Raw genomic sequence first — 24,185 nt, forward strand, 5'->3', positions numbered from 1 at the left:
TACAAACTGATGATTTCATGTAACGGGAAAGGTGGAACGGTGCCGGGAGCGGGAATTCTGGAAAGGATACGGTCTGAATCTTGAACCTGTGGGAGGCAGTGCTCCTTGGAATCGTACAGGGACTGACGGAGTTCTTCCCCGTCAGCAGTTCGGGTCACCTGGTAATCGCGCAGGGATACATCGAAGGATTCCGGCAGCCCGGTGTGCTCTTTGATGTCATGGTTCATTTCGGCACGCTGGTGGCCATTGTCTTTTTTCTGCGTTCCGAAGTGGCCGCCATCCTCCGGTCGCTGCTGCCGGGATCGGTGGATCCTCCCGGTGCGGAAGAAATGGTGCCGGTACGGAGGAGGATCGCCCTCTATATCGTTACCGGTACGGCATGCACCGTGGCCATCGCTTTGCTGTTTGAAAACAGGGTGCACCACCTCTTCGCTTCCGCGGGGATCGCCGCCGCCATGCTCCTGGTGACGGGGCTTCTTTTGTTCCTGGCCGACAGGGTGGAAGGGGCGGAGCGCAAGGAAAGCGACCTGACCCTTACCGACGGGATCATTGTGGGGATTGTTCAGGGGATCGCCCTGATCCCGGGCATATCGAGATCCGGCGCGACCATCGCCGCCGGCATGTTCAGAAAGTTGAACGGTGAGACAGCGGCACGATTCAGCTTTCTCATGTCCATACCTGCCGTCGCGGGTGCGATGGTCTACGAGTCGCGATACGCGGGGGCCGTGCCGGCCGGTGAGCTGGGAATCTATTTCGCCGGTGCCGTCGTCGCGGCGATCACAGGGTTTTTGACATTGAGAGTCCTCTTTTTTATAATAAAGGCTCAGAAACTGAGGATTTTCGCCTATTACTGCTGGTTCGTCGGTATTGCCACCCTGGTGCTGAGGACCGTCGCCCATGGCTGACGTAAAAGAGGTTAAAAAAGAATACAGACGTTCCAAGGAAATCGCCGGCGTGGTGCTGCTCGCCCTGGCAGTCTTCCTTGTCGTGTGCCTCGTGTCATACCATCCCGGTGACCCCTCTTTCACGCACCGGCCCGATAAACTGCACCGGATAGCCAATTACGGAGGATTTGTCGGTTCCTACCTTTCCGACTCCTTCCTGCGGCTTTTCGGCATATCGTCCTATCTCTTTCCTCTGCTGCTCGTCGTCCTGGCCTTCAATTTCTTCAGGAACAGGGTTTTTTCGGTCAATCTCGCTGTTACCTTGGGGTTCGGCGGGCTGATCGTTTCAACGGCCTCGCTCCTGTCGGAGCGGTACGCGACTCGTTCGTTCTTTTACGATACCCTCGATCCCGGCGGGCTTCTCGGGTATCACACGGCAAAGATACTGAATTCATACATCAACGCGGTGGGGGCGCACATCGTATTGACCGTCATCCTGCTCATCTCCCTCATGGTGACCCTCGACGTTTCCCTCGTTTCCCTGTCGAAACGCCTCGTCGCGGTCTCAGCGGCGGCGATATCCCGGACCTCCACGTTCTTCCTGATCAGGATGGAGCGACTGAGACGAAAGAAAAAACCCCCACAACCAAAAAAGAAAAAGATCGGCAGGGAGCCTCCCCCCGTCATTGTCGAAGAGGCGGTGCCCCGTGAGAAGGTGAGCGAAAAAAAGAGATACCGGCAGACGGCATTTGAATTCCTCGGGACCGGTGACACCTTTGAAGTGCCTCCCCTGAAGCTCCTCGACGAGATCGAACGGCAGAGCAAGGCGGTCAACAAGGAAAGCCTCATCATGAACGCCAGGATCCTTGAAAAGAAACTGGCCGATTTCGGTGTTGAGGGAAAGGTCGTCGAGGTCAAGCCGGGACCGGTGATCACCATGTTCGAGCTGGAACCGGCGGCGGGTGTGAAGATAAACAAGGTGACCAACCTTTCCGACGATCTGGCCATGGCGCTCAAGGCCCAGAACATCCGTATCATAGCCCCCATCCCGGGGAAATCGGTGATCGGTGTCGAGCTACCCAATCCAGGAAGAGAACTGGTCCACCTCCGCGACGTGATAGACAACGATGAGTTCCTGGAAACGAAGATCAAGCTGCCCATCGCCCTGGGCAAGGATATCGTGGGGAATCCCGTCATCACCGATCTCGCGAAAATGCCTCATCTCCTGATAGCCGGCACCACCGGTTCAGGGAAAAGCGTGTGCCTGAACGCCATGATATGCAGCATTCTTTTCAAGGCGACCCCCCAGGCGGTGAAGTTCCTCATGATCGACCCGAAGCGCCTGGAACTGTCCGCCTATGAAGGCATTCCACACCTCCTTCACCCCGTTGTGGTGAATCCCAAGAAGGCCTCCCATGTCCTGAAATGGGCCGTGGAGGAAATGGAGCGACGCTACCGGGTCATCGGTGAATCGGGATTCAAGAACATTGAATCCTATAACCGCTTCGTCGACAAGGGACAGGCGGTTCCCGTGGTGCAGAAGGAGACCGGGACCGGCGAGGGGGAACCGGGCGAGGAAACACCACCCCCCGAACGGCTGCCCTATATCGTTATCGTTATCGACGAGCTTGCCGACCTCATGATGGTGGCACAGCGCAACGTGGAGGAATCCCTGACCCGCCTGGCCCAGATGGCCCGGGCCGCCGGGATACACCTCATCATTGCCACCCAGCGGCCCTCCGTCGATGTCATCACGGGGATCATAAAGGCCAACTTTCCCACCCGCATATCCTTCCAGGTATCGTCAAAGGTCGATTCCCGGACCATCCTTGACCAGTTGGGGGCGGAAAAGCTCCTCGGCATGGGGGATATGCTCTTTATTCCCCCGGGGATATCGAAATTGACCCGGATACACGGCGCCTATGTTTCCGATGCGGAGATCGGCAGGATCGTGGAATTCATCCGTGCCCAGCAGACTCCCGCTTATGATGAATCGATCGCCGAGTATAACCCCGAGGTCCGCGATGAACGCTTCGGTGATGAGGAATTCGACGAGAAGTACGACGAGGCGGTGGAACTCGTGACCGACCTCGGGCAGGCGTCGATATCCCTGGTCCAGAGGTACCTGAAGATCGGATACAACCGGGCGGCCCGGATCATCGAAAAAATGGAGGCCGAAGGGATCGTCGGGCCTTCCGACGGCGCCAAACCGCGCAAGGTGCTGGCGGGGAAACTGCCGGAATAAATTGAAAGAACGGATACACATCATCAGCCTTGGCTGTCCGAAGAATCTTGTAGATTCCGAAGTAATGGCCGCCGCTCTTGAAAAGGGCGGTTTCCGGGTCACCGACGAGGAATCAGGGGCCCATATCATTCTTGTCAATACCTGTACCTTTATCCGGCCGGCACAGGAAGAATCCATCGACGTGATCCTGCGGGCGGCGTCTCTCAAGGAACAGGGACGCTGCCGGTACCTGATCGTCGCCGGCTGTCTTCCCCAGCGGTACGGGGCGATCCTGGAAAAAGAGTTGCCTGAGGTCGATCTGTTCATCGGCACCGGGGAGGTGCCCCGGATCACCGAGCTGACGACGGCCCTGGTGGAGAACGGAAGGGCGATCCCCCGTTGTGTCGTCGGCAGACCGGACTTTCTCATGACCCGGCATCACCCGCGGCTCCTCCCGGGGGGATGCCGCAGCGCTTACCTGAAGATCGCCGAGGGATGCTCGAACCGGTGTTCCTACTGTGTTGTCCCCCTTGTCCGGGGGGGCTTCCGAAGCCGCGAACCTGACGATATCGTGAAGGAAGCGGCGGGGCTCGCGGTGCGGGGGATACGGGAGATCATCCTGACGGCCCAGGAAACGACGGCCTGGGGCGCTGACCTGAAAGGAAAACCGGCGCTGCCGACGCTGATGAGGGAACTGGCCTCCGTCGACGGCATCGCCTGGATCCGGCTTCTCTATACCTATCCCGGAAGCGTTTCCACGGAGCTTCTCGAAACGATCGCCGGTGAGGAAAAGATATGCGACTATATCGACATACCCATTCAGCATATCGACGACGATATACTGAAAATGATGGGCCGGAGGGACCGCGAGAGCTCGATCAGGGCGGTCATTGCCCGCGCGCGGGACATCATTCCCAGCGTGGCCCTGAGGACGTCCCTCATCGTGGGATTCCCCGGCGAGGGGCGGGCGCAGTTCAGGAAGCTGCGGGATTTCGCGCGGGAGACGCGGTTCGATCACCTCGGTGTTTTTACCTATTCGCGGGAAGAAGGGACGAAGGCTGCCGGTCTGCCCCGCCAGGTGACGCAGCGGACCAAGGACCGCCGCCGCGGCCTGATCATGGAGGAGCAGGCGGAGATATCCCGTGAGATCAACGAAACGCTCGTCGGGACCCGGCAGGAGATCCTTATCGAGGAACCTTCGGACATTCCCGGGTACGATCATGTGGGACGCCTGCGCCGGCAGGCCCCCGACATCGACGGCGTCACCTATATGAAGGGCGGGGGAAGAACGGGAGACATCGTCCTCTGCGAAATAACCGCCGCCGATGTCTATGATCTGCATGGAAAAATCATTAACAACCCGTAATATTGCGGTGACGAACCGTATCACCTGTCATGCCGGACGTGATCCGGCATCCAGTCTGCTCATGAATTCCCTGGTGCACAGTATTAACTACTCATATATTGTTGCCGTATAGAAAGCAGCTTCCTGCTCATGGGGAACCCATTTTACTATGTACGATAAATGCTTTATATATACGGACGTTTTTTAGGCGGTAAGAGAAATTTTTCTTGACAGTCCGAAAAAACATTAGTAATCACTAACCCATCATTAGTGGACAATATATATCTCAGATCCGGGGGCCCTCCGCGGGGCATATTTTCGTAAGACAATGAATATAGTAGATAAAACAAAAGAGCGATATCTCGAATATGAACGACGGCATCAGGAAATACTCGATGCGGCGATCCGGGTGTTCAATTCCAAGGGCTACAATGCGGCTACCACGGCGGAGATTGCCAGGGAAGCGGGGATTTCCGAACCGATCATGTACAAGCACTTTGGAAGCAAACCGGAGCTTTTTTTGGCCTGCTTCCGGTCGATCAGCGATGAGTTGCTGGAGGCATACCGGGAGGTCTACAAAAACACTGTCGATAACGAGGTCGGATATCTGGAAGGCGTTGCCCGTGTGTATATCGATTTCGTTGAGAACAATCCCCATAAATCAATGTTCCTTGTCCATTTGCTGAGTTATCGGGACAAACCGGAATTTGAAAGGGTGTTCATGGATTTCATGGATGCCAGCATAGAGGGTGTCCGGCGCATTATCGAGGCGGCAAAAGAGAAAGGAAGGATACGGTCCACCATTGATGCTCGCATCCTTGCGGGGTTTTTCGTCAATCAGTACTTTACGGTGGTCGCTCTCAAGGAACTCGGGGGATTTCAACAGAGCTTCAATGACGTCTTCTTCGAGATCATTCACAGCATGCTGAAGATTGAGTGATATATTTTTTCCCTTAAAAGTTAGTAGTTACTATTGAGGCCATAGTAAAAGCTAATATCGGAGGGTGGAACATATGACGTTTACCGTTGCCGAGCTTCTGGAGAGACGTATCTCGGAATCGCCTGATCGTGTGTATCTGAAATACCATGACGGACGGGCAGGCTGGAATGGGATTACCTGGAGCGAATACGGGGAGCGCATTGCCGAGTTCTCCCGGGCGCTCCTGGCGCTCGGTGCAGAAAAGGGGGACAGGATTGCGATTATCGGGACCAGTTCGCCCGACTGGTTCGTGACGGACATGTCCATCATGACCATCGGCTGTATCACGGTCCCTATCTATTTTACCAGCAGCAGCGAACAGATCGCCTATATCGTGGATCATGCGGAGGTTCGCTATTTTATCATACTCGGCAGCGAATACCTTCCCGGGGTCCAGTCGGCTTTGAAGCACTGTCACCGGCTTGAAAAGATCATAATTCCCGATGATTTCGACCTTCCCGATGACACCGGTTTCATGAAACGGGAAGAATTTCTGTGGATGCAACGCGGGATCACGCCCGAACAACTGGACAGGGTGAGAAGGAATGTGACCCCCGAGGACGTGGCGGCCTTTATATACACGTCCGGTACAACCGGTCCTCCGAAGGCGGTCATGCTCGTCCACAGGAATTGTTGTGCCGCTGCGAAAAGTGCTGCCGCCTCCATGAAATTCCTCGATGCCCTGGCTGATCCGGTTAACATCACCTGTTTTCTGACGCTTTCCCATGTATTCGAGCGGAGCTATTCCCTGATGACACCAATGGAGACAGGGGCGGTCGTGCATTTCGCGGACCTCTCCAGGGCGCTGGAAGAAATACGGGAAATAAAGCCGACGATCGTTGTCGGGTTGCCGCGGACCTGGGAAAAGATATACGAAGCGATCATGGGGGAGCGGGACAGAATGTCTCTGAAAAAACAGAGGATATTCGATTGGGCCCTCAGAACGGGAATGCAGTTCAACCGGACGATCTATGAAAAAAGGCGTATCCCCTTCCGGCTGAAGGTGCGTCACTGGATGGCTAAGCGGCTGGTCATCGACAAGATCCTGGCCCCACTGGGATTTGAAAACGCCCGTCATTTCATGACGGGCGGCGCCGTATCGTCAAAGGAGATCATAGATTTCTTCTTCTCCCTTGGTGTCTGGATATGCCAGGTTTACGGGCAGACCGAATCCCACGGGATGGGCTCCATTGAAACACGGGAAAAAAGGCGCTTCGGATCGGTGGGCATTCCATTTCCCGGCATCGAAATTTCACTATCCGGTGAGGGTGAAATACTGATGCGGGGTGATGTGGTCTCTCCCGGGTATTACAAAGATCCCGAGCTCACGAGGGAAACCTTCCGTGACGGATGGCTGTACACCGGTGATCTTGGCTATATTGATGAGGATGGCTATCTCTTCATCACCGGCCGCAGGAAGGACATCATCATCACCTCCGGTGCGAAAAATATCACCCCCGCGAAGATAGAGGCCTCACTTATGAGCATTCCCCTCGTCGAACACGCCGTCGTCGTCGGTGACGGCCGGAAATATCTCACGGCACTTTTGACGCTCAACCTGGACGAGGGGATTGCCTTTGCGCGGAAACAGGGACGAGTCGCCGACACCTATCAATCCCTGCTCGCGATACAGGAACTGCGAAATGAAATAGAAAGGCAGGTGAACGAGATCAACGCGACCTTTTCCCGGGTTGAGCAGATCAAGAAGTTCGCCATCCTTTCTCGACCCCTGTCGATAGAGGCCGGTGATCTGACCAGTCTGAACAAGATAAAGCGCTACGCGGTCATCGAAAAATATGCCGCCGAGATCGACGATCTCTATTCATGACCGGCGGCAGCGGAAAGGAGGAACCACATGGCGGTGAAAAAGGACATGGCGGGAACAAAAATAGGAGAATTAGAATTTCCCGTCGAAAGAGGAAAAATAAAGGAATTCGCCGGTGCCATCGGTGATCCCAACCCGGTGTACCGGGACAGGGAGTATGCCCGGGCCCTGGGCTTCAGTGATGTGCTTGCGCCGGTGACCTTTCCCATCGCTTCAAGTTTCCAGATGCCTTCGGACAACTATGTGCTGGAGACGTCGCTTCAGCTGGGCATGGATCCCGGGAAGAGCGTGCATGGAACCTTTGAGATCATTTATGAACGGCCTGTCTGCGCAGGGGAAACTCTGCGCGGCGAGATCGTCGTGGGTGACATTTACGAGAAGGAAGGGAAGCGGGGAGGCACCATGACCTTCGTCGAAATGAAACAGAATTTTTACGATGAGAAGGACGAACTGGTGGTCACGATCAGCAATATTTTTATCGAGAGGTCATAAGGAAGTATTTCGAGGAGGATATCTCATGGAAGAGTCGAAGCTGTATTATGAGGATGTCGCCGGCGATGACATCCTTCCATCATTTCAAATAACTGTGACACGCACGCATATCGTCAAATATGCGGGAGCCGGCGGTGATTTTTTCCCCGTTCATCATGATGAGGAATTCGCAAAAGCGGTGGGGCTGCCATCGGTGTTCGCCATGGGGCTCATGCACGGAGGAATGCTGACCAGGGTTGTGACGGACTGGGCCGGGGACGGTCGCGTGCGGCGGTACAAGATCAGGTTCGCCACCATGGTCTGGCCGGGCGACACGCTCACCTTTGCGGGGCATGTGGTCGGAAAATACGAGCAGGATGGCGCGCATCTCGTTGATTGTGAGCTTTCTGTCGTAAATCAGAACGGGGAGAAGGCGATCACCGGAGAGGCAACCGTCAAGCTGCCCTCGAGAAGATAACCCAAGGAGAGTGACCTATGGATTTTAATCTGACGGAAGAACAGCTGATGTTTGCCGATTCAGTCGAAAAATTCGCCCGGAAGGAGATCGCTCCCGGCGTCGAGGAACGGGAAGAGGTCTCGGGTTTTTCCCGGGACGTGTGGAAAAAAATGTCGGAATTCGGCCTGAACGGACTGTGCATTCCCGTTGAATACGGGGGCGGCGGTGCCGACCCGATAACGACGATCATCGGAACCCAGGCATTTGCAAGGGGCAGCGGGGATGTCTTTCTGGTCGTGGCATGGCTTTCCCATCTGCTGCTGGCCGCCATGCCGATCGTGGATCTTGGCACGGAGGAGCAGAAAAAGAAATATCTTCCCAAGATGGCGTCGGGTGAGTGGATCGGGGCTTACGCGCTGACCGAACCCGAGGCCGGGACCGATGCCACCGGGTTGAGGACCACCGCACGAAAGGAAGGGGATCATTACATTCTGAACGGAAGCAAGACCTTCATCTCCAATGCCCCCATTGCGGATGTCTTCGTGGTCTTCGCATCGATAGATCTTTCCCTGCGGGCGGGGGGGATCACCATCTTTGTCGTGGAACGGAACACCCCGGGGTTAACGACGGGAAAACCCCTCAGGAAATACGATGGTCATTCCTCGCCAACGGGAGAAATCTTTTTCGAGGATTGTGCTGTTCCGGTCGAGAATCTGCTTGGCAAGGAAGGCGAAGGCTTCTTTGCGATGATCTCTTCTCTCGGATGGGAACGCATGGCATTCGGTGCCTGTGTCGGTGCCATGGAATGGGAATTGGAACAATGCATTGCCTATGCCAGGGAGAGAAAACAGTTCGGCAAACCGATCGCAAAATTTCAGCTTGTACAGGCCATGCTGGCGGAGATGAAGATCGATCTCGAGGCGGCACGCTACCTTGTTTACAACCTTGCCTGGAAGAAGCATATGAAAACCGACACGGCCCTTGATGCCGCCATTACCAAGACCTTCGTTACCGAGGCGGCTCATCGCAATTCCCAGAAGGCCGTCCAGATATTCGGCGGCAACGGCTGCATGCGGGAATATCCCGTCGGCCACAACTTCTGGGCAAGCAAAATGGGCGTCATCGGTGGCGGGACATCGCAGATTCAACGGGTCATCATCGGTAGAATGCTTGCCGGGGTATAGGGTTACTGTTCACAGAAAATCAGTGACGTACCGAAATCAAAGAAGGGAGGAGAGGTTGTATGGGAAGTATTCGCGGGAAGACGGCCGTTGTCGGTGTTGGTGAAGTACCCACTGGCATGTACCCCGAACGTTCGTTCATCGATGCGGCCGTCAGCGCTTCGGAAATGGCCATCAAGGATGCGGGGATCAGAAAGGAAGACATCGACACGGTCATTCCGATCGTCGTTGTCTCGAACGCACTGGATAATGCGAACATGATCTGTTCCTGGATGGTCGAGGAACTTGGTCTGGGTAGGACGGCGAAGAGCAACTTTCAGGTCGCGTCGGGCGGTTCGAGTTCGGCCAATGCGCTCAAAACGGCGGCGGCACTGGTCAATGCGGGATTGTCCAAGGCGGTTCTCGTGGTTCATTCCGATCGTCTGGGAACCGGACTGGACCTTGGTATGGCAATTACCATGTTCGCGAAGGTATCGACAAGCCAGGAGTACGAAATGCCCTATGGCTTCAGCCAGCTCGCACTGGCGGGCCTGCTGCAGCAGCGTTACATGCATGACACGGGGACCACGGAGCGGCAGATAGCGGCGGTGGTGGAAACGAACCGGAAGTGGGCGGCGCTGAACCCCAATTCGATTTTCTACAAAAAACCGATCACAATAGAAAAGGTGCTTGAATCCCCGGTGATCTCATCACCCGTGCGGGCCCGCACGATGAACAAGCTCTGCGACGGTGCCTCGGCCTTTATCGTGACCTCCGCCGAGCGCGCACGTGATCTGACCGGACAGCCCGCGTACATCCTGGGGCTGAGCTCCCGGTGCACGCACTTCACAGTCACCCAGCAGCCCGATATATTCAAGGCGTGGTCCCCGGCGGTGGATGAGGCGTACGAAATGGCGGGGATCGGACCTGGTAACGTCGATGTGGCCGAACTGTATGATGCCTTTCCCACCTTTACCCTTATTTCGACCGAACTGACGCAGCTCTGCGGCAGGGGCGAGGCAGGGAAATTTTTTGAAGAGGGCCATGCCGCTCCGGGAGGCAAACTGCCCATTCAAACCAACGGTGCCATGATGGGTCAGGGACATACCGGAGCCGGTGGGGGACCGGCGCTCCTGGTAGAGGCGGTCAGGCAGATCGCCGGGAAGGCCGGTGAACGACAGGTGGACAATGTGCGGCATGTGATCGTCACCGGTTCGGGCGGCGTGGGGATGGACTTCCACATGGAAGTTCTTGGAAAGGAGGTCTGAGCATATGAGTGAATACAAAAAGCCGCTGCCCTTGATCACAAGAACAAGCAAGGTCTTCTATGACGGGTGCAGAGAGGGGAAACTCCTCTATCAGCACTGCCGGGACTGCGGGGAGGTGATATTTTTTCCCAAGGAGCTCTGTCCGAACTGCATGGGACGCGATCTTGAATGGCTCGAATCACGGGGAAAGGGAAAGATCCATACCTTTACCATCGCCTACGCGGCCGCCCCGCCGGAATTCGCCGAGGATCAACCCTATGTTCTTGCGATCGTTGAGATGGATGAGGGGTATCGAATGATGAGCAACATCGTAGACTGTGACTTCGAAACGATCACCTGTGAGATGCCGGTGGAGGTTGTCTTTGATCCTGTGACACCCGAAGTCTCGCTTCCGAAATTCAAGCCGGTAGTAAGAAAAAAATGAATAATTCAAAAAAAGGAGAGGGAATATGAGCAAAAGTAAGTATGATCCAATTTTCGAGCCCATCAAGATTGGCAATGTGGAAATCAAAAACCGCATCGCCATGTGTCCCATGAACATGAACTACACGGGGCCTCAGCATTATGTGAGTGATCAGCAACTGGCGTACTATGCGGCCCGGGCAAAAGGAGGGACGGGACTTATCATCACCGAGGCGACGTTCGGCGTTTGGCATCCGACAGCGGATACATACCGAAAGTATAACAACTTGAGAATGGACAATGAATTGTACGTTGCCGGCATGTCGGAACTGGCAGAGCATATTCATGCCTTCGGTGCGAAGGTATTCGTTCAGATCGCTGTTGGTCCGGGAAGACAGGGTACCAGTGAGCTCGGTGCCGTCCAGCCCGTATCCGCCTCTCCCATTCCTTATAGAACCTATCCGGAAAACATGATCAACGGTATCGACCCGGTATCGATGCTCCGTTCTCTCGGATATTTCGGCGAGATTCTCCAGACCGATGATATCGATGAACTGCTTGCCTTTGCCAACAAAGTGCCTGGTACTCATATGAATGGGCAAACACCTCGGGAAATTACCGTGGAAGAGATAAAGGAACTTGTAAAGGAAATTGGAATAGGAGCAAAGTTGGCAAAGCGAGCTGGCTTCGACGGGGTGGAACTTCATGCCTGCCATGGATATCTGATCCACAGTTTCTTTTCTCCCCGTTCGAACCATCGGAATGACGAGTATGGAGGAGGGTTCGAGAATCGGATCAGATTTCTCCTCGAATGCTTACGTTCAATGAGAAAATACGTTGGACCCGATTATGCGATCGGTGTCAGGTTCAGTGCCTCGGACAATCTCCCCGAAGGGTTTGATGAACAATTTGCCAAGCGTCTCGCAAAACGCTGTGAGGAAGAGGGTGTCAATTATATTCACCTCTCTGATGGTTCATACGAAAAAATGAATAACTTTCTTCCCAACGAAGAAGCAACAGTCGTGGAAAAGGCCGCTGTTATCAACAAGGGCCTGAATATTCCCTTGATATGTCCTTCCGTTCATAATCCCGATAATGTCGTCAATGCCCTCAAGAAGAACAAAGCAGACATGATCTCCATCGGCCGCGGACTTATAGCGGAACCTGAGTGGGTGAATAAGGTCAGAGAAGGGAGGATCAAGGAGATCATCCGCTGTATCCGCTGCAATGAGGGGTGCATCGGCCGGTTTATCCTGGGCCTGCCCTGCCGGTGTATCCTGAATCCCACGGTGGGCCAGGAGCGGTTTATGGACGAGTTCATGCGGCGTCCCATCCTGCCCATCAAGAAGCGGGTATGGCAGACACAGGCGCAAATCGGCAAGGAACCGAGCGTCCCGATGCGGGGCCTGAGACCGGAAGACCTGTAATAACCGGTTCCGGGTCAAGAGAAAATTGAAACGGTCCCTGTTGTCATGGTGGACCTGAAAGGGGGAGAAGCAATGAAAGTATACGACGGTCATGCCCATATTTTCATCAAGGGGGGAATTCCCGAGGCGTATCTGAACGGGATCGCTCGTACGATGAGACTGGTGGTAAAGAACAAATTCAAGGTCGATATGACCATCGACGATGTCCTGAATCAGATGGTCGAACCCTGGTACGATCCGGACGGTTCGAAGCTTCTGGCGACCATGGATGGTGCAGGGATCGAAAAGACGGTCATTTTCGGTTCCGACTTCGGTGCCGCTCTGGGGGACCCGCCGATCCACATCTTTGAAGCCAACAGAAAGTATTCCGAGATCGCGCGGCAGCATCCGGACAGGTTCACGGCGCTGTGCTCCATCGATCCGCGCCGGCCGGGGGCCATGAAACATGCCGAGCAGTGCATCGAGGAGTGGGGGATGAAAGGGTTCAAGCTCCATCCGGCGGCGGGTTTCTATCCGACCGATGAGATCCTCTGGCCCTTGTATGAAAAATGTGCCGGGTGGAACGTGCCTCTCGTTTTTCATACCGGTGCCCAGCCAGCCGCGCCGGTATCCCTGGATACCCAGCGATCGCTCTTTCTTGCCGAGGCGGCCACACGGTTTCCTGATACGAAGTTCATCATGGCCCATGTTGCCATGGATATGTGGGAAGAGGCTGTCATGTACGGGAAGCTGATACCGAACCTCTATTTCGACCTCTCCTATCATCAATTTTCCTATGTCTCATGGGGGGCGGAGAAATTCTATGGATGGGTCCGTTTCCTGATCGATGAGTGTGGTGCCAGTAAACTTCTCTGGGCCACTGACACGCCCCTGCCCACGGCGTTGCTGCCCACCGATCAGTATGTGAAGGTCTTTACCGAACGGCAGACGGATATTCCCTTTACCGATGAAGAGATGGAATTGATCATGTGGCAGAACACGGCGGAGGTGTTCGGAATATAAGTTATTTGATGTACTTTTAGAAAAAGTGTTACAAGCGAAACGGATGGGGCCGGTTTAAAAGGGATTCAGATGAACGCAATGGTCTGCTCCGCCTCCGGGAGAGGCCGGACTTCGTATTTCGCGGGGGTCTGAAATGTCACGGTTATTGACACGATCAGGGATGGCGCATATCCTTGCCGGCATGTTCCTCCTTGTGTTCATGACAATGGTATCGCACGCCGCGCCTCCTGCCAGGACACATCATACCGAGGATGGTTTTCGGAACATTTACGCCTTCGAGCGGCCCGGTATGTCAAATTTCCTCAAGTGGCGCCTGGAGCGGATGGGAAAGGACCACCCGTCTCAGGAGGACTACCTGTTTCCCCTCGCGGACAATAATCCTGCCTTTCTCCGGGGCAACCGGGAGATGAACACCCTGACCTGGGTGGGCCATTCAACGCTCTTCGTGCAGTTGAGGGGGCAAAACATCCTGACGGACCCCCATTTCTCCCGGCGGGCGTCGCCCGTCTCCTGGGCGGGACCCGAGCGGGTGACGCCGCCCGGTATCGCCCTGAAGGACCTGCCGCCGGTGGATATCGTCCTCATTTCGCATGACCATTATGATCACCTCGACCGTGAAACCATCGTGAACCTCCACCGGCGGGAGGGGGGTGAAGATACGCTCTTCCTGGTCCCCCTGAAATTGAAGTCCTGGTTCGAAGACCTCGGCGTCCGGAACGTTGTTGAAATGGACTGGTGGGAGGAGTACGACGCGAAAGGCCTCAGGATGATCTGCACCCCCATGCATCACTGGAGCAAGCGGACCCTCTTCGCCGAGAACGAGACCCTCTGGGCCGGCTGGGCGGTCGATACGGGAGAGTTCCGTTTCATTTTTCTGGGTGACTGTGGATATTCGCCGATCTACCGTGATATCGGCGATGAACTGGGGCCCTTCGACCTTGCCGCCATCCCCATCGGGGCGTACGAGCCGCGCTGGTTCATGCGAAACCAGCACGTAAATCCCGCGGAAGCAGTGCAGGTGCACCTCGATCTGCGGGCGCGGCGTTCCGTCGGTATTCACTGGGGGACCTTTATCCTTACCGATGAGCCTCTTGACGAACCGCCCCTGAGCCTGATGTTGGCCCGGGAACGGCGGAACCTGCCCCCGGAAGATTTTTTCATCCTCCGGCATGGTGAAACGATAGTGCTGGAATGAGAGAGGTTATTCGGCTGCTGTTATTGCCGCGGAACGGTCCTTTCTGAGCCGGTAGAGCCTGAGATAGTGTGCCGGATTCAGCCACTTTCCGTGACCCGGCAGAATACACTTGATCTGATCCACCCGGGCGCGGGCCGCCCGTTCACCTTCCTCTATGAGGTGCCGTGCCCGTGAGAATTCCGACCAGTGGAGGCTCCCCACGTCGGGGCGAATGACCACATCGGCCTCTTTCAGTTCATGCTCGACCAGGTAATAGGTGGTGATGTCGTTGGCGCGGTTGAAGATGTCCTGGGCTGTTTTCAGGTCATTGTCAAGATGGATGTTCTTCGTTATCGCGACGGCGATGACCCTGTCGGCCCCTTCACGGCGGGTGATGGTGACCGGTACGTGCGCGAGAATGCCGCCGTCGGCGAGGAGCCATCCCCCCTTTCTGAAAGGTTCGATGGCGCCGGGAACGGCGCTGCTCGCCATGATCGCTTCCCGGAGGGAACCCTGGGAAAACACCACGGGTTTGCCGGTAACGAGGTCCGTTGCGACAGCCCGGAAGGGGATCTTCGTGTCCTCGATGTCGATGTCGGGGATCAGGTGATCTATCATGAACTGAAACTCTTTCGCTGAAAGGATACCGGGCCTGAAGAGGGCCTGGAACATGAGGATCTTGCTTTTCAGGTAGTTCTGAATCTTGTCGGCTAGTTTCTTGTCCGTGTGCTTGTGAGCTTCCTCGATGGCATTGATGACGGATGACTGGAATTCCGGGCTGTTCAGAAATTCCTCGATGCTCTGCTCAAGCATGTCGGGATCCTGCCCCAACGCGTAAGCGCCGCCGACGAGGGCACCGCTGCTCGTTCCCACGATCATATCTATGGGGACATTTTCTTCTTCAAGTACCCGCAATACCCCGATATGGGCAAATCCCCTGGCACCACCGCCACCCAGGGCAAGACCGATAATCGTGTTCTTTCCTTTCACCGGGCCACCGTCCGCTGTTGCGCTGATCAGTATGATATGCCGCATGTATAAGCTGTTATTTGGGTAATGTCAATGCCGCATCACATGCCGCATCACGGGAGCCCCCCGCGACCGGCGGACGGTCCCACGCCGCCGGAACGGCGCAATGACCGGTTGCAATAGGGACCGCAAGCCCGTATAAAGAGAACTGTCATGGCCCCGGAAAGGGGGAGAGACCGGGAGAAATGAAAGGGGATAACGCTCATGTGCGGCCGTTTTGTCATGGTTGCCTCCCTTGCCGATATAGAGGATGAGTTTGATGTGCAGGGCGGTTCCGGCGAACTGCGGCGCAGTTACAACATCGCACCGGGAAGCACCGTCGCCGCCGTGGTCAATGACGGTTCCAACCGGATCGAGACCTTCCAGTGGGGCCTGGTTCCCTCCTGGACGAAGGACCCCGCCCGGGGCCGGATGATAAACGCCCGGGCCGAGACGGTGGCCGAAAAGCCCAGTTTCAAGGCTTCTTTCAGAAAAAAGCGGTGCCTGGTCATCGCCAGCGGGTACTACGAATGGAAGAGAACGGCGACAGGGAAGGTCCCCTATTATATCCGTGGAATATCGGGGCGCCCCCTCGGCTTCGCCGGTATCTTCGATTCCCGGGTTTCCCCCGGCCGCGAGACACTCCGTACCTGCGCGATAATCACCACGCGACCGAACGACCTCGTCGGCGCCATCCATGACCGCATGCCGGCCATACTGTCCCGGGAAGTGACTTCGCTGTGGCTGGATACTTCGGTCCGGGATGAGGCGAGGCTTCTGCCCCTTCTGGAACCGGTGTCGGGAGATGGGCTCGAGGCATATCCGGTGAGCACCCTGGTCAATTCACCGTGCAATGATTCCCCCCGCTTGATAGAGCCGGCCGGGACCTCCCTGTTGAATGAACCGCCGGTGTAGGAACCGTCAAAAATTTTGACATTTGCACGTCTTTCCCCTATAGGTTTTATATTCGTTTCAGAGAAGAGATGACCCTATATGCAGTTACAGGAAGTACTTGACCGTTACGCCGATGACCTGAGGATCATCGAAGAATATCTTGAGGCCCAGCAACAGTCCTATGTGCACCTGATCCCCGAGATCGCCCGTCATATCATCCAGAGCGGCGGCAAGCGCCTGCGGCCGCTTTTGCTTATCATCTGTTCCGATCTCTGCGGTTACCGGGGTGACCGCCGTTACACGCTGGCGGCCGTCATGGAATTCATTCACACGGCCTCCCTGCTTCACGATGACGTGATCGATCACGCGGACCTGAGGCGTGGCAAGGTCTCGGCGAACAGGGTCTGGGGAAATTCCGCGAGCGTTCTCGTGGGTGATTATCTCTATTCGAAATCATTCAAGATCCTGGCCGAGGATGAGGACACGGCGGTACAGAAGCTTCTTTCCATGACGACCACCACCATGGTGGAAGGGGAGATCGTTCAACTGGTGCGGGTGGGCAATGCGGATATCACGGAAAAAGAATACCTTTCCGTTATCGAGAAGAAAACGGCGGTCCTGATCTCGGCCTCATGTGCCGTCGGTGCGATCCTCGCGCGATCGCCCCAGTCCCACATTGAGGCGCTGGCGCGTTTCGGCATGCGGCTTGGAATGGCTTTCCAGCTCACCGACGACACGCTGGACTATATGGCGGCCGAGGAGGAGTTCGGCAAGGCCGTAGGAAAGGACCTCATGGAAGGGAAAGTAACCCTTCCCGTCATAGAGGCATTCAGGAAAGGCGCGCCGGAGGAACGGACGGCGATGAAGGAGATCATAGAGCGAAAGGCGGCGGGTGACGGTGATGTGGAGCGCATCATGTCACTGATCGGCGCCCATGGAGGCATTCAGTACGCGCTGAGCAAGGCCGGCCATTATATCAAGGAAGCCAAGTCATTTTTGAAACCCTTCGCCGATTCGGCGCCGAAGCAATCCCTTGTCGCGATTTCCGATTACGTCATAGCACGGAGGCTCTGAACCCGCTCCGCGCTTCTGGATCTCAGCGGAAGGCCGGGGTGTGTCCCGGGCGTTCTTCCACGCATGAACAGGGGGAGTTTGACACAGATGGCAATCTACGAATTTGACGGCAGGAAACCCCGCCTCTCACCGGAGACCTTTGTTCATCCCGAGGCGGTGGTCATCGGCGATGTTACCATCGGGAACCAGTGTTTTATCGGTCCCGGTGCGGTTATCCGCGCCGATTTCGGTTCGGTGGTGATAAAGGACGGCACCAGTATCCAGGACAACGTCGTGATCCACGTGAACGGGAACACCGCCGGTGTTCTGATAGAGGAAGATGTCGTGGTGGGGCATGGCGCGATACTTCACGACGTGCGCATTGCACCGCGCTGCGTTATCGGGATGGGTGCCATCCTGCTCTATGAGGTCGTCTGCGGGGAGGGAGCGATCGTCGCCGCCGGCTCGGTCGTCAGGCAGGGCATGCAGATCCCGGCGCGGAAACTGGTGGCGGGCAGCCCGGCAAAGGTCATAAAAGATGTCCCTTCCGAACTGGAGCAGTACATCCGGGAAGGTGTGGCGCTCTATCGCGATCTCAGCCTGCGGTACGGCAAGACGCTGAAACGGATCGGGTAGGTCGGGGCGGGGCCGGCTGTGCCCCTGCCGTTGAACGATCACACCCGTACCGACGGATCCATTCTCTCATATTCTTCGATCATTGTTTCTTCGAGGGATCGGCGCAGGTCCTCGAAGGCGGCGTCGCTCATCTCGGGAGGGACGGTGACGAGCGGTCCGAACCGGAGAAAGACCCGGCTGAAGGGCTTGGGGACCATGAAACGGTCCCAGCTGTTGAAGATGAAGGGGTTCTCGTAGATGACATAGGCGGGGGTAATGGCCGAACCGGTCTGCTGTGCGATGGATATCAACCCCGGTTTTATGATGTGCGGCGGTCCCGTCGGTCCATCAACGATGTGCCCGCCGATCTGCGTTTTCTCCATACCCTCGATCATTCCCTTAAGCGCTTCCTTTCCACCGCGGGTGCTCGAGCCGCGCACCGGCATCCATCCGATCCGCTCCACCACATCGGAAATAAAGGACCCGTCCCTGCTCTGGGAGATCATGATGCAGACCCTCCTCCCCAGCCGTTTGGGTATATAAAAGCCGCCGAAGAACCGCTGATGCCAGCTGCCGATGAGCACGCGTCCCCCCTTGTTCATGTGCTCCGTCAGGGCCTCGAAATTTTCAAATCGGACCCGCACCGTCTTTGAGTACAAGTTCAGCAGATGATAGGCGATGAAGGAGACGGCGGCGCTGTTTAGAATTGTTTTTTTCGTTTTTTTACTTATACTCATTGTGCCCGCTCACGATCGGTTACGAAATGAAGGGTACCATATATGAATCGGGGTGGGGAGTCAAAAGATTAATGGCTGATGGAGGAGACCGGAACGTGACACCGGGAGAAAGAACAGCGAAGGGAAAGAACACTTCCCATCGGTACCGGCTGGTGCCGTCTCCCTTCGGTGATGTCGCCCTGGTCTGGTCCATGCCGGGCGATGATCCCCTGATCGGCGCCGTTCTGCTGCCGCCGGACGGAGGAACGATCGAACAGGACCTTCAGTGCCGCGCCCCGGGGGCCGTCAGGGGTTCACATTCGGTGGTGGATGAGATTGCGGCGCTCATCGAGGGGTACTTCCGGGGCGAAGATGTCCTGTTTCCCTCTGAGGTCTTTGATCATTCCCTCCTCTCCGGTTTCCAGGAGCGGGCGCTCCGGGAGCTGTCCCGGGTACCCCGGGGCAGGGTGATATCGTACGGCGACCTGGCCGAAAGGCTTGGCTCCCGCGCGGCACGGGCGGTGGGAACGGCCATGGCACGGAATCCTTTCCCCTTGGTGTATCCCTGCCATCGGGTGGTCAGGGCGTCGGGAGAGCCGGGGAATTTCGGCGGCGGTCCCGGCCTGAAACGGGCACTGCTTGTGCTGGAGGGGATCCCTTTCGATGATGCCGGCCGGATCGATCCGCGGTATTTCCGGTAGACGCCCGCGAACGTGAGCGGTCCGATACGCCGGTCGATACCGGTCACCCCCCTTTGAAAGACAATGTGCTGATCGCCGGCCGGTTCTCAGCGCTCACCGGCATAGAGATCGCTGTACGCTTCCTTTATCTTGTACTTCAGTACCTTTCCCACGGCCGAGCGGGGCATTTCATCGAGGAAGACGACCTTTTTCGGTACCTTGAACCCCACCATTTTGCTTTTACACAGCGAAAGGATCTCTTCTTCCGTTATTGTCTCTCCCGGTTTGGGCGTGACAAAGGCCGTGATGGCCTCGATCCAGCGTTCGTGCGGCAGCCCGAGGACATGTACTTCCTGCACGCGCGTATCGAGATAGATGGTCTTTTCCACCTCGATGGAAGCCACGTTTTCACCGCCGGTCTTGATCATGTCCTTTTTACGGTCCACGAAGTACACGTAATTGTCCTTATCCAGGTACCCCACGTCCCCGCTGTGAAACCATCCGTATTTGAAGGCCTTTTCGTTCTCTTCGCCGTTCTTGTAATATCCTTTCGTCATTGTCGGCGCCCGGTAGACGAATTCGCCTATTTCTCCCGGCGGCAGGAGATTGCCGTCGTCGTCCATGACGGCGATCTCAACGTGTACCGTCGAATTTCCCAGGGATTTCATTTTGGTCAGTTGATCTTCGGGCTTGAAAACGGAGACCGAGGGAGACATCTCTGTCTGGCCGAACATGAGGCTCAGGTTGGGGCAGATCTTTTCCATGATTTCCCTCAGCAGGTCTTCGGGCATGACCGCCGCTATGTAAGTGGCCATTCGCAGCGATGAAAGGTCGTATTTTCCGAAATCCGGATGGTCCAGCATCTGGCGGTACAGGGGCGGCAGCAGGACGATCTGCGTGACCTTCTCCCGTTCGATGGTTTCCATGATCAATTTCATGTCCAACTGGGGCTGTATGACGATCGTGCTGCCCACAAAGAGCCCCATCAGGCTGTACGCGCAGGCAGCGACGTGGAACAGGGGCAGCACGGCGATCGATGTGTCATGACAGGTGGCGGGCAGGTCGATGAGCACGCTGCTGACCACACAGAATATGTTGAGGTGGGTGAGCTGCGCGGCCCGGGGGAACCGGGTCGTCCCGCCCGTATACAGCATGAGAAGAACATCGTTGTCGTCGATGATGACCTCCGGTTCCTCCGGGGAACCTTTTTCGAGGATCGAATGGAAATCTTCAAATTCTTCCGAGGGCCGGTTGAAGGCGATGACGTGTCGCACCGTCTCGAATTTTGTCAGTGATTCCGTGAAAAGAGAGTGGAGCAGGCCGTCGAATATGAAGACCGCGGCCTCGGCATTGTTGACGGAAAAGGTCATCTCCTCGGTTTTGAAGAACGGGTTCAGCGGCAGGAATATCATACCCGCCTTTGCCGTGCCACAGAGGGCGATGAAGAATTCAAGACAATTCAGGGATGTGAAGGCGACGACGGAGCCCTTGGCAAGGTTCATGTCCAGAAGGGCATTGGCGAACCGGTTCGCTTTCTCGTTCAACTGCTCGTAGGTGAGCCGCTGCTCGCCGCAGACGAGGGCCTCCTTGGTACGATATCTTCGTGTCGTTCTCCTGAGAGAGTCACCGAATGCTATCCTGCGCATCAAATTTGCCGCCAATGCTTCATTCATGGGTTGTCCTCCTTTTCGTACTGATCGTAAGGTAGTGTTCGCCGGTTCATATTCCGAGGTAACGGGATACCAGCTCCTTCATGATCTCCGTCGTTCCCCCCGCGATGGTGACGGGACGCAGGTCCGCGTACAACCGTGCGACGTCGTATTCCGCCATGAACCCGTATCCGCCGTAGATCTGTGTGGCCCGGTACGCGATGCGGTTCACCATCTCGGCGGAACCGATCTTCAGCATGGAGATATCCTTCGTTATGTCCTCGCCTTTCGCGTAGTGGTACGCGCACTGGTACAGAAAGGAACGGTTCATCTCTATTTCCAGCGCCATGTCGACGAGTTGATGCCTGATCACCTGAAATTTTGAAATGGGTTTCTTGAAGGCGATACGCTCCCGCGCATACTCGATCGTTTTATCGAAGATATGCTGCGCGACGGCAACCGAAAGGACGCCGATTGACAATCGCTCAAGCTGGAAGTTCTTCATGATAGCCACGAACCCCTGGCCTTCACCACCGAGCAGATTTTCGGCGGGGACCTCCACGTCCTCAAAGAATATTTCCGCCGTGTCCGAGGCATGGCACCCGATCTTTTCGAGCTTGCTCGCGGTGACGCCGGGGGTTCCCCTTTCGATGACGATGAGAGACACTCCCTTGAAGGCCGGCTCGGCAGCGGGGTCGGTCCTGACCGCCGTCACCAGAAGGTCGCCGTAATACCCGTTGGTAATGAAGGTCTTCTGGCCGTTGATGATGTATGAGCCGCCCTTTTTTTCGGCCTTCGTGGTGATGGCGGCGACGTCCGATCCGGCGCCCGGTTCGGTGATGGCAATGGCGCATACGGCGTCGCCCGTGATGCAGGGGGTGAGCCACCGGTGCTTCTGCTCGTCGCTTCCCATCAGGTCGATGTATTTCGTCGCCATGTCGTTATGGCCCGCAACGGCGATGGTGAGACCGCTCGAGCCGGAACGGGCCAGTTCCTCTCCCATGACGACACGAAATATCTCATCGGCGCCGGCGCCCCCATAGGCCGGGTCGTAACAGAAACCCAGGAACCCCAGGTCTCCCATCTTCTTCCAGATCGAACGGGGGATCTCGCGTTTTTCATCCCATTCCATGGCGCAAGGGGTCACGTGCTGGGCGAAAAACTTCCTGAGCTGCGCCCTGAACTGGTTGTGCTCTTCCGTAAACAGCAGTGATTTCATTATCAGCCTCCATTTCCGTGACAGACTTCTCGGATCAGCGGGTACGTGTGAGCGTTACACTTTTCGTTCTCTCCCTTCCCAGTATTGTGCCCTGAGAACCTCCTTCTGTATCTTTCCCAGCGCGTTCCTGGGGAGCATATCGACGAAATCGACGCTTTTGGGCTTCTTGTAACTGGCGATCATCGACTTGCAGTGTTCGATGACCATTTCTTCGGTCAGTCCGGCACCCGGAGCGGCGACGATGACGGCTTTCACCGATTCCCCCCATGCCTCATCGGGAACGCCGATGACGGCAACGTCGAGGACACCCGGCATCTTGCCGATGGCCTCCTCCACTTCCCGGGGGTAGATGTTCTCGCCACCGGAGATGATCATGTCCGTTTTCCGGTCGGCGATGTAGAGGTACCCGTATTCATCCCGGTAGCCCATGTCACCGGTATGATACCATCCGTCCCGGATCGCCTCGGCGGTGGCTTCGGGCATGTTGTGGTATCCCTTCATGACATTGTCGCCTCTCCCGATGAATTCCCCTACCACCCCGGGAGGGCATTCGTTTCCCTCGTTATCAACCACCTTCACGTCAACGTTGATGATCGGTCTGCCGCAGGAAGCAAGCCTCCTCATTTTATATTCGGGGCCTTCCAGGACATGGTCCTCGGGGATCAGGATGCTGAGCGCCGGACTCGTTTCGGTCATGCCGAAGAGCTGGATGAAATCACACTTGAATTTTTCCATGGCGCGCTTCAAAAGGTCGACGGGCATCGGCGCCGTGGCGTAAATGATCTTTGTAAGGGAGCTGAGGTCATAGTTGTCCAGCGTGGGATGGTCCAGGAGAAATTTGAAGATGACCGGGGTGAAGGCGGTGGTGTTCAGCTTTTCCCGCTCAATGAGCGAGAGGATCAGATCGATATCGAAACTGTGGACGTAGGTCGCCGTGGCGCCCACATACACCAGGTTCATGAGCATGAAGATGGCGATGTGGAATATGGGCAGAAACCCGAGCACGTTCGTGTCCCGGGTGATCTCCATCTCGATTATGGTATTGACCGCATTGGACAGCATGTTCCTGTGGGTGAGCATGACCCCCTTGGGGCGGCCCGTGGTCCCGCTCGTGTAAAGCTGCAGCACCGTATCGTTCTCATCGATGTCGACGTCAGGTTCAACAGAGGGATAGCGTGAGATCAGATCTTCATAATCGATCATGTCGTCATCGATCTTTCCCTCAATGGCGATATACCGGACGGTCCCGGGGGCCTGCTCCCTCATGGGGGCGAAGAGATGCTCGAACCGTTTTGAAAAAAGGACGACGGCGGCCCCTGAATCCTTTATCAGAGAGGCCAGTTCCCTGCCGGAAAGACGCCAGTTGAGGTTCGTCGAAACGGCGCCGATCTTGGCGATCGCGAAGACGGACTCGGCGTAATAGTGAGAATTGTGGCAGATGAGGGCTACCCGTTCATCTTTTTTAACACCCATGTCGAGAAGCGCGTTCGCGAGAGATCTGGCACGATCATTGAACTCCCGGTAGGTAAATCGTTTGTCCTCGAAGACGCTTGCTGTCTTGTCGGGATACCATGTGGCTGCCCTGGTCAGTAGCTCACCGATAAGCATTGTTTACCTCCTTTTGACTTCCTTGGAAACATCACAACAGGACAACAGGGTGGACGGCTTCGTAGAAAGCGTGAAGGCGGGTTACGCGAATCCTGAGAAAACGGGGCGTATCTTTTCATCCGTCG

General features: G+C 56.1%; 22 protein-coding genes. 17 read left to right on the top strand and 5 right to left on the bottom strand.

Translation table 11 applies throughout. The features are described 5' to 3' along the window. The first annotated feature begins 98 nt into the window (after positions 1-98). The 13 genes from JXO48_07905 (at position 99) to JXO48_07965 (ending at position 14,639) form a co-directional block, all read left to right on the top strand. A complete protein-coding gene (locus tag JXO48_07905) occupies positions 99-905 on the top strand; it encodes an undecaprenyl-diphosphate phosphatase (protein ID MBN2283799.1) in 807 nt (268 codons plus the stop codon). Further along, complete coding sequence (locus tag JXO48_07910; protein MBN2283800.1) at positions 898-3,129, top strand: DNA translocase FtsK 4TM domain-containing protein; 2,232 nt, start codon at positions 898-900, stop codon at positions 3,127-3,129. Before JXO48_07905 ends, JXO48_07910 begins: the two co-directional genes overlap by 8 nt. 1 nt (position 3,130) lies before the next feature. Continuing rightward, complete coding sequence (gene rimO / locus JXO48_07915; protein MBN2283801.1) at positions 3,131-4,474, top strand: 30S ribosomal protein S12 methylthiotransferase RimO; 1,344 nt, start codon at positions 3,131-3,133, stop codon at positions 4,472-4,474. 307 nt (positions 4,475-4,781) lie between these two features. After that, positions 4,782-5,393 (top strand): TetR/AcrR family transcriptional regulator, encoded by a 612-nt coding sequence (locus JXO48_07920; GenBank protein ID MBN2283802.1) that lies wholly within the window; start codon positions 4,782-4,784, stop codon positions 5,391-5,393. 73 nt (positions 5,394-5,466) lie between these two features. Further along, entirely contained in the window at positions 5,467-7,260 is a 1,794-nt protein-coding gene (locus JXO48_07925) for a long-chain fatty acid--CoA ligase (protein ID MBN2283803.1), read from the top strand. A 27-nt stretch (positions 7,261-7,287) separates the two neighbouring features. After that, positions 7,288-7,749, top strand: coding sequence for a MaoC family dehydratase N-terminal domain-containing protein (locus JXO48_07930; GenBank protein MBN2283804.1), 462 nt, complete (start codon positions 7,288-7,290; stop codon positions 7,747-7,749). Between the two features lie 25 nt (positions 7,750-7,774). Next, complete coding sequence (locus JXO48_07935) at positions 7,775-8,206, top strand: MaoC family dehydratase N-terminal domain-containing protein (GenBank protein ID MBN2283805.1); 432 nt, start codon at positions 7,775-7,777, stop codon at positions 8,204-8,206. Positions 8,207-8,223: 17 nt separating this feature from the next. After that, positions 8,224-9,369 carry an acyl-CoA dehydrogenase family protein gene (locus JXO48_07940; protein MBN2283806.1) on the top strand — a complete coding sequence of 382 codons (1,146 nt, stop codon included), beginning with the start codon at positions 8,224-8,226 and terminating at the stop codon, positions 9,367-9,369. Between the two features lie 59 nt (positions 9,370-9,428). Next, on the top strand, positions 9,429-10,613 hold the full coding sequence (locus tag JXO48_07945) for a thiolase family protein (protein MBN2283807.1): 1,185 nt from the start codon (positions 9,429-9,431) through the stop codon (positions 10,611-10,613). A gap of 4 nt (positions 10,614-10,617) precedes the next feature. Next, the gene (locus JXO48_07950; protein ID MBN2283808.1) at positions 10,618-11,037 is read left to right on the top strand and encodes a Zn-ribbon domain-containing OB-fold protein; all 420 of its coding nucleotides are present in this window, start codon (positions 10,618-10,620) and stop codon (positions 11,035-11,037) included. Positions 11,038-11,062: 25 nt separating this feature from the next. Beyond that, complete coding sequence (locus JXO48_07955; GenBank protein MBN2283809.1) at positions 11,063-12,442, top strand: NADH:flavin oxidoreductase; 1,380 nt, start codon at positions 11,063-11,065, stop codon at positions 12,440-12,442. 72 nt (positions 12,443-12,514) lie between these two features. Beyond that, the gene (locus tag JXO48_07960; GenBank protein ID MBN2283810.1) at positions 12,515-13,444 is read left to right on the top strand and encodes an amidohydrolase; all 930 of its coding nucleotides are present in this window, start codon (positions 12,515-12,517) and stop codon (positions 13,442-13,444) included. A 199-nt stretch (positions 13,445-13,643) separates the two neighbouring features. Continuing rightward, complete coding sequence (locus JXO48_07965) at positions 13,644-14,639, top strand: MBL fold metallo-hydrolase (protein ID MBN2283811.1); 996 nt, start codon at positions 13,644-13,646, stop codon at positions 14,637-14,639. A gap of 6 nt (positions 14,640-14,645) precedes the next feature. Here JXO48_07965 and JXO48_07970 read toward each other — a convergent pair whose 3' ends face one another. After that, positions 14,646-15,608 (bottom strand): patatin-like phospholipase family protein, encoded by a 963-nt coding sequence (locus JXO48_07970; protein ID MBN2283812.1) that lies wholly within the window; start codon positions 15,606-15,608, stop codon positions 14,646-14,648. Between the two features lie 243 nt (positions 15,609-15,851). Here JXO48_07970 and JXO48_07975 point away from each other — a divergent pair, with 243 nt between their 5' ends. From JXO48_07975 to JXO48_07985, 3 genes are all read left to right on the top strand, one after another. After that, positions 15,852-16,541 (top strand): SOS response-associated peptidase, encoded by a 690-nt coding sequence (locus JXO48_07975; GenBank protein ID MBN2283813.1) that lies wholly within the window; start codon positions 15,852-15,854, stop codon positions 16,539-16,541. Between the two features lie 78 nt (positions 16,542-16,619). Continuing rightward, positions 16,620-17,594, top strand: a complete 975-nt coding sequence (locus JXO48_07980; protein MBN2283814.1) for a polyprenyl synthetase family protein — start codon at positions 16,620-16,622, stop codon at positions 17,592-17,594. A gap of 87 nt (positions 17,595-17,681) precedes the next feature. Further along, positions 17,682-18,209 (top strand): gamma carbonic anhydrase family protein, encoded by a 528-nt coding sequence (locus JXO48_07985; protein ID MBN2283815.1) that lies wholly within the window; start codon positions 17,682-17,684, stop codon positions 18,207-18,209. A gap of 38 nt (positions 18,210-18,247) precedes the next feature. Here JXO48_07985 and JXO48_07990 read toward each other — a convergent pair whose 3' ends face one another. Next, positions 18,248-18,925, bottom strand: a complete 678-nt coding sequence (locus tag JXO48_07990; protein ID MBN2283816.1) for a lysophospholipid acyltransferase family protein — start codon at positions 18,923-18,925, stop codon at positions 18,248-18,250. A gap of 191 nt (positions 18,926-19,116) precedes the next feature. On the opposite strand from JXO48_07990, the gene JXO48_07995 reads away from it, so the two are divergent. After that, positions 19,117-19,605 (top strand): MGMT family protein, encoded by a 489-nt coding sequence (locus tag JXO48_07995; GenBank protein ID MBN2283817.1) that lies wholly within the window; start codon positions 19,117-19,119, stop codon positions 19,603-19,605. An 86-nt stretch (positions 19,606-19,691) separates the two neighbouring features. On the opposite strand, the gene JXO48_08000 is transcribed toward JXO48_07995, so the two are convergent. The 3 genes from JXO48_08000 to JXO48_08010 are packed head-to-tail and all read right to left on the bottom strand — an operon-like array spanning position 19,692 to position 24,060. Continuing rightward, a complete protein-coding gene (locus JXO48_08000) occupies positions 19,692-21,257 on the bottom strand; it encodes an AMP-binding protein (protein ID MBN2283818.1) in 1,566 nt (521 codons plus the stop codon). Positions 21,258-21,303: 46 nt separating this feature from the next. After that, complete coding sequence (locus tag JXO48_08005) at positions 21,304-22,452, bottom strand: acyl-CoA dehydrogenase family protein (protein ID MBN2283819.1); 1,149 nt, start codon at positions 22,450-22,452, stop codon at positions 21,304-21,306. A 54-nt stretch (positions 22,453-22,506) separates the two neighbouring features. Beyond that, the gene (locus tag JXO48_08010) at positions 22,507-24,060 is read right to left on the bottom strand and encodes a long-chain-fatty-acid--CoA ligase (GenBank protein MBN2283820.1); all 1,554 of its coding nucleotides are present in this window, start codon (positions 24,058-24,060) and stop codon (positions 22,507-22,509) included. Positions 24,061-24,185 lie beyond the last annotated feature (125 nt).

The sequence above is a fragment of the Deltaproteobacteria bacterium genome (genome assembly GCA_016933965.1).
Lineage (GTDB): Bacteria > Desulfobacterota > Syntrophia > Syntrophales > UBA2210 > JAFGTS01.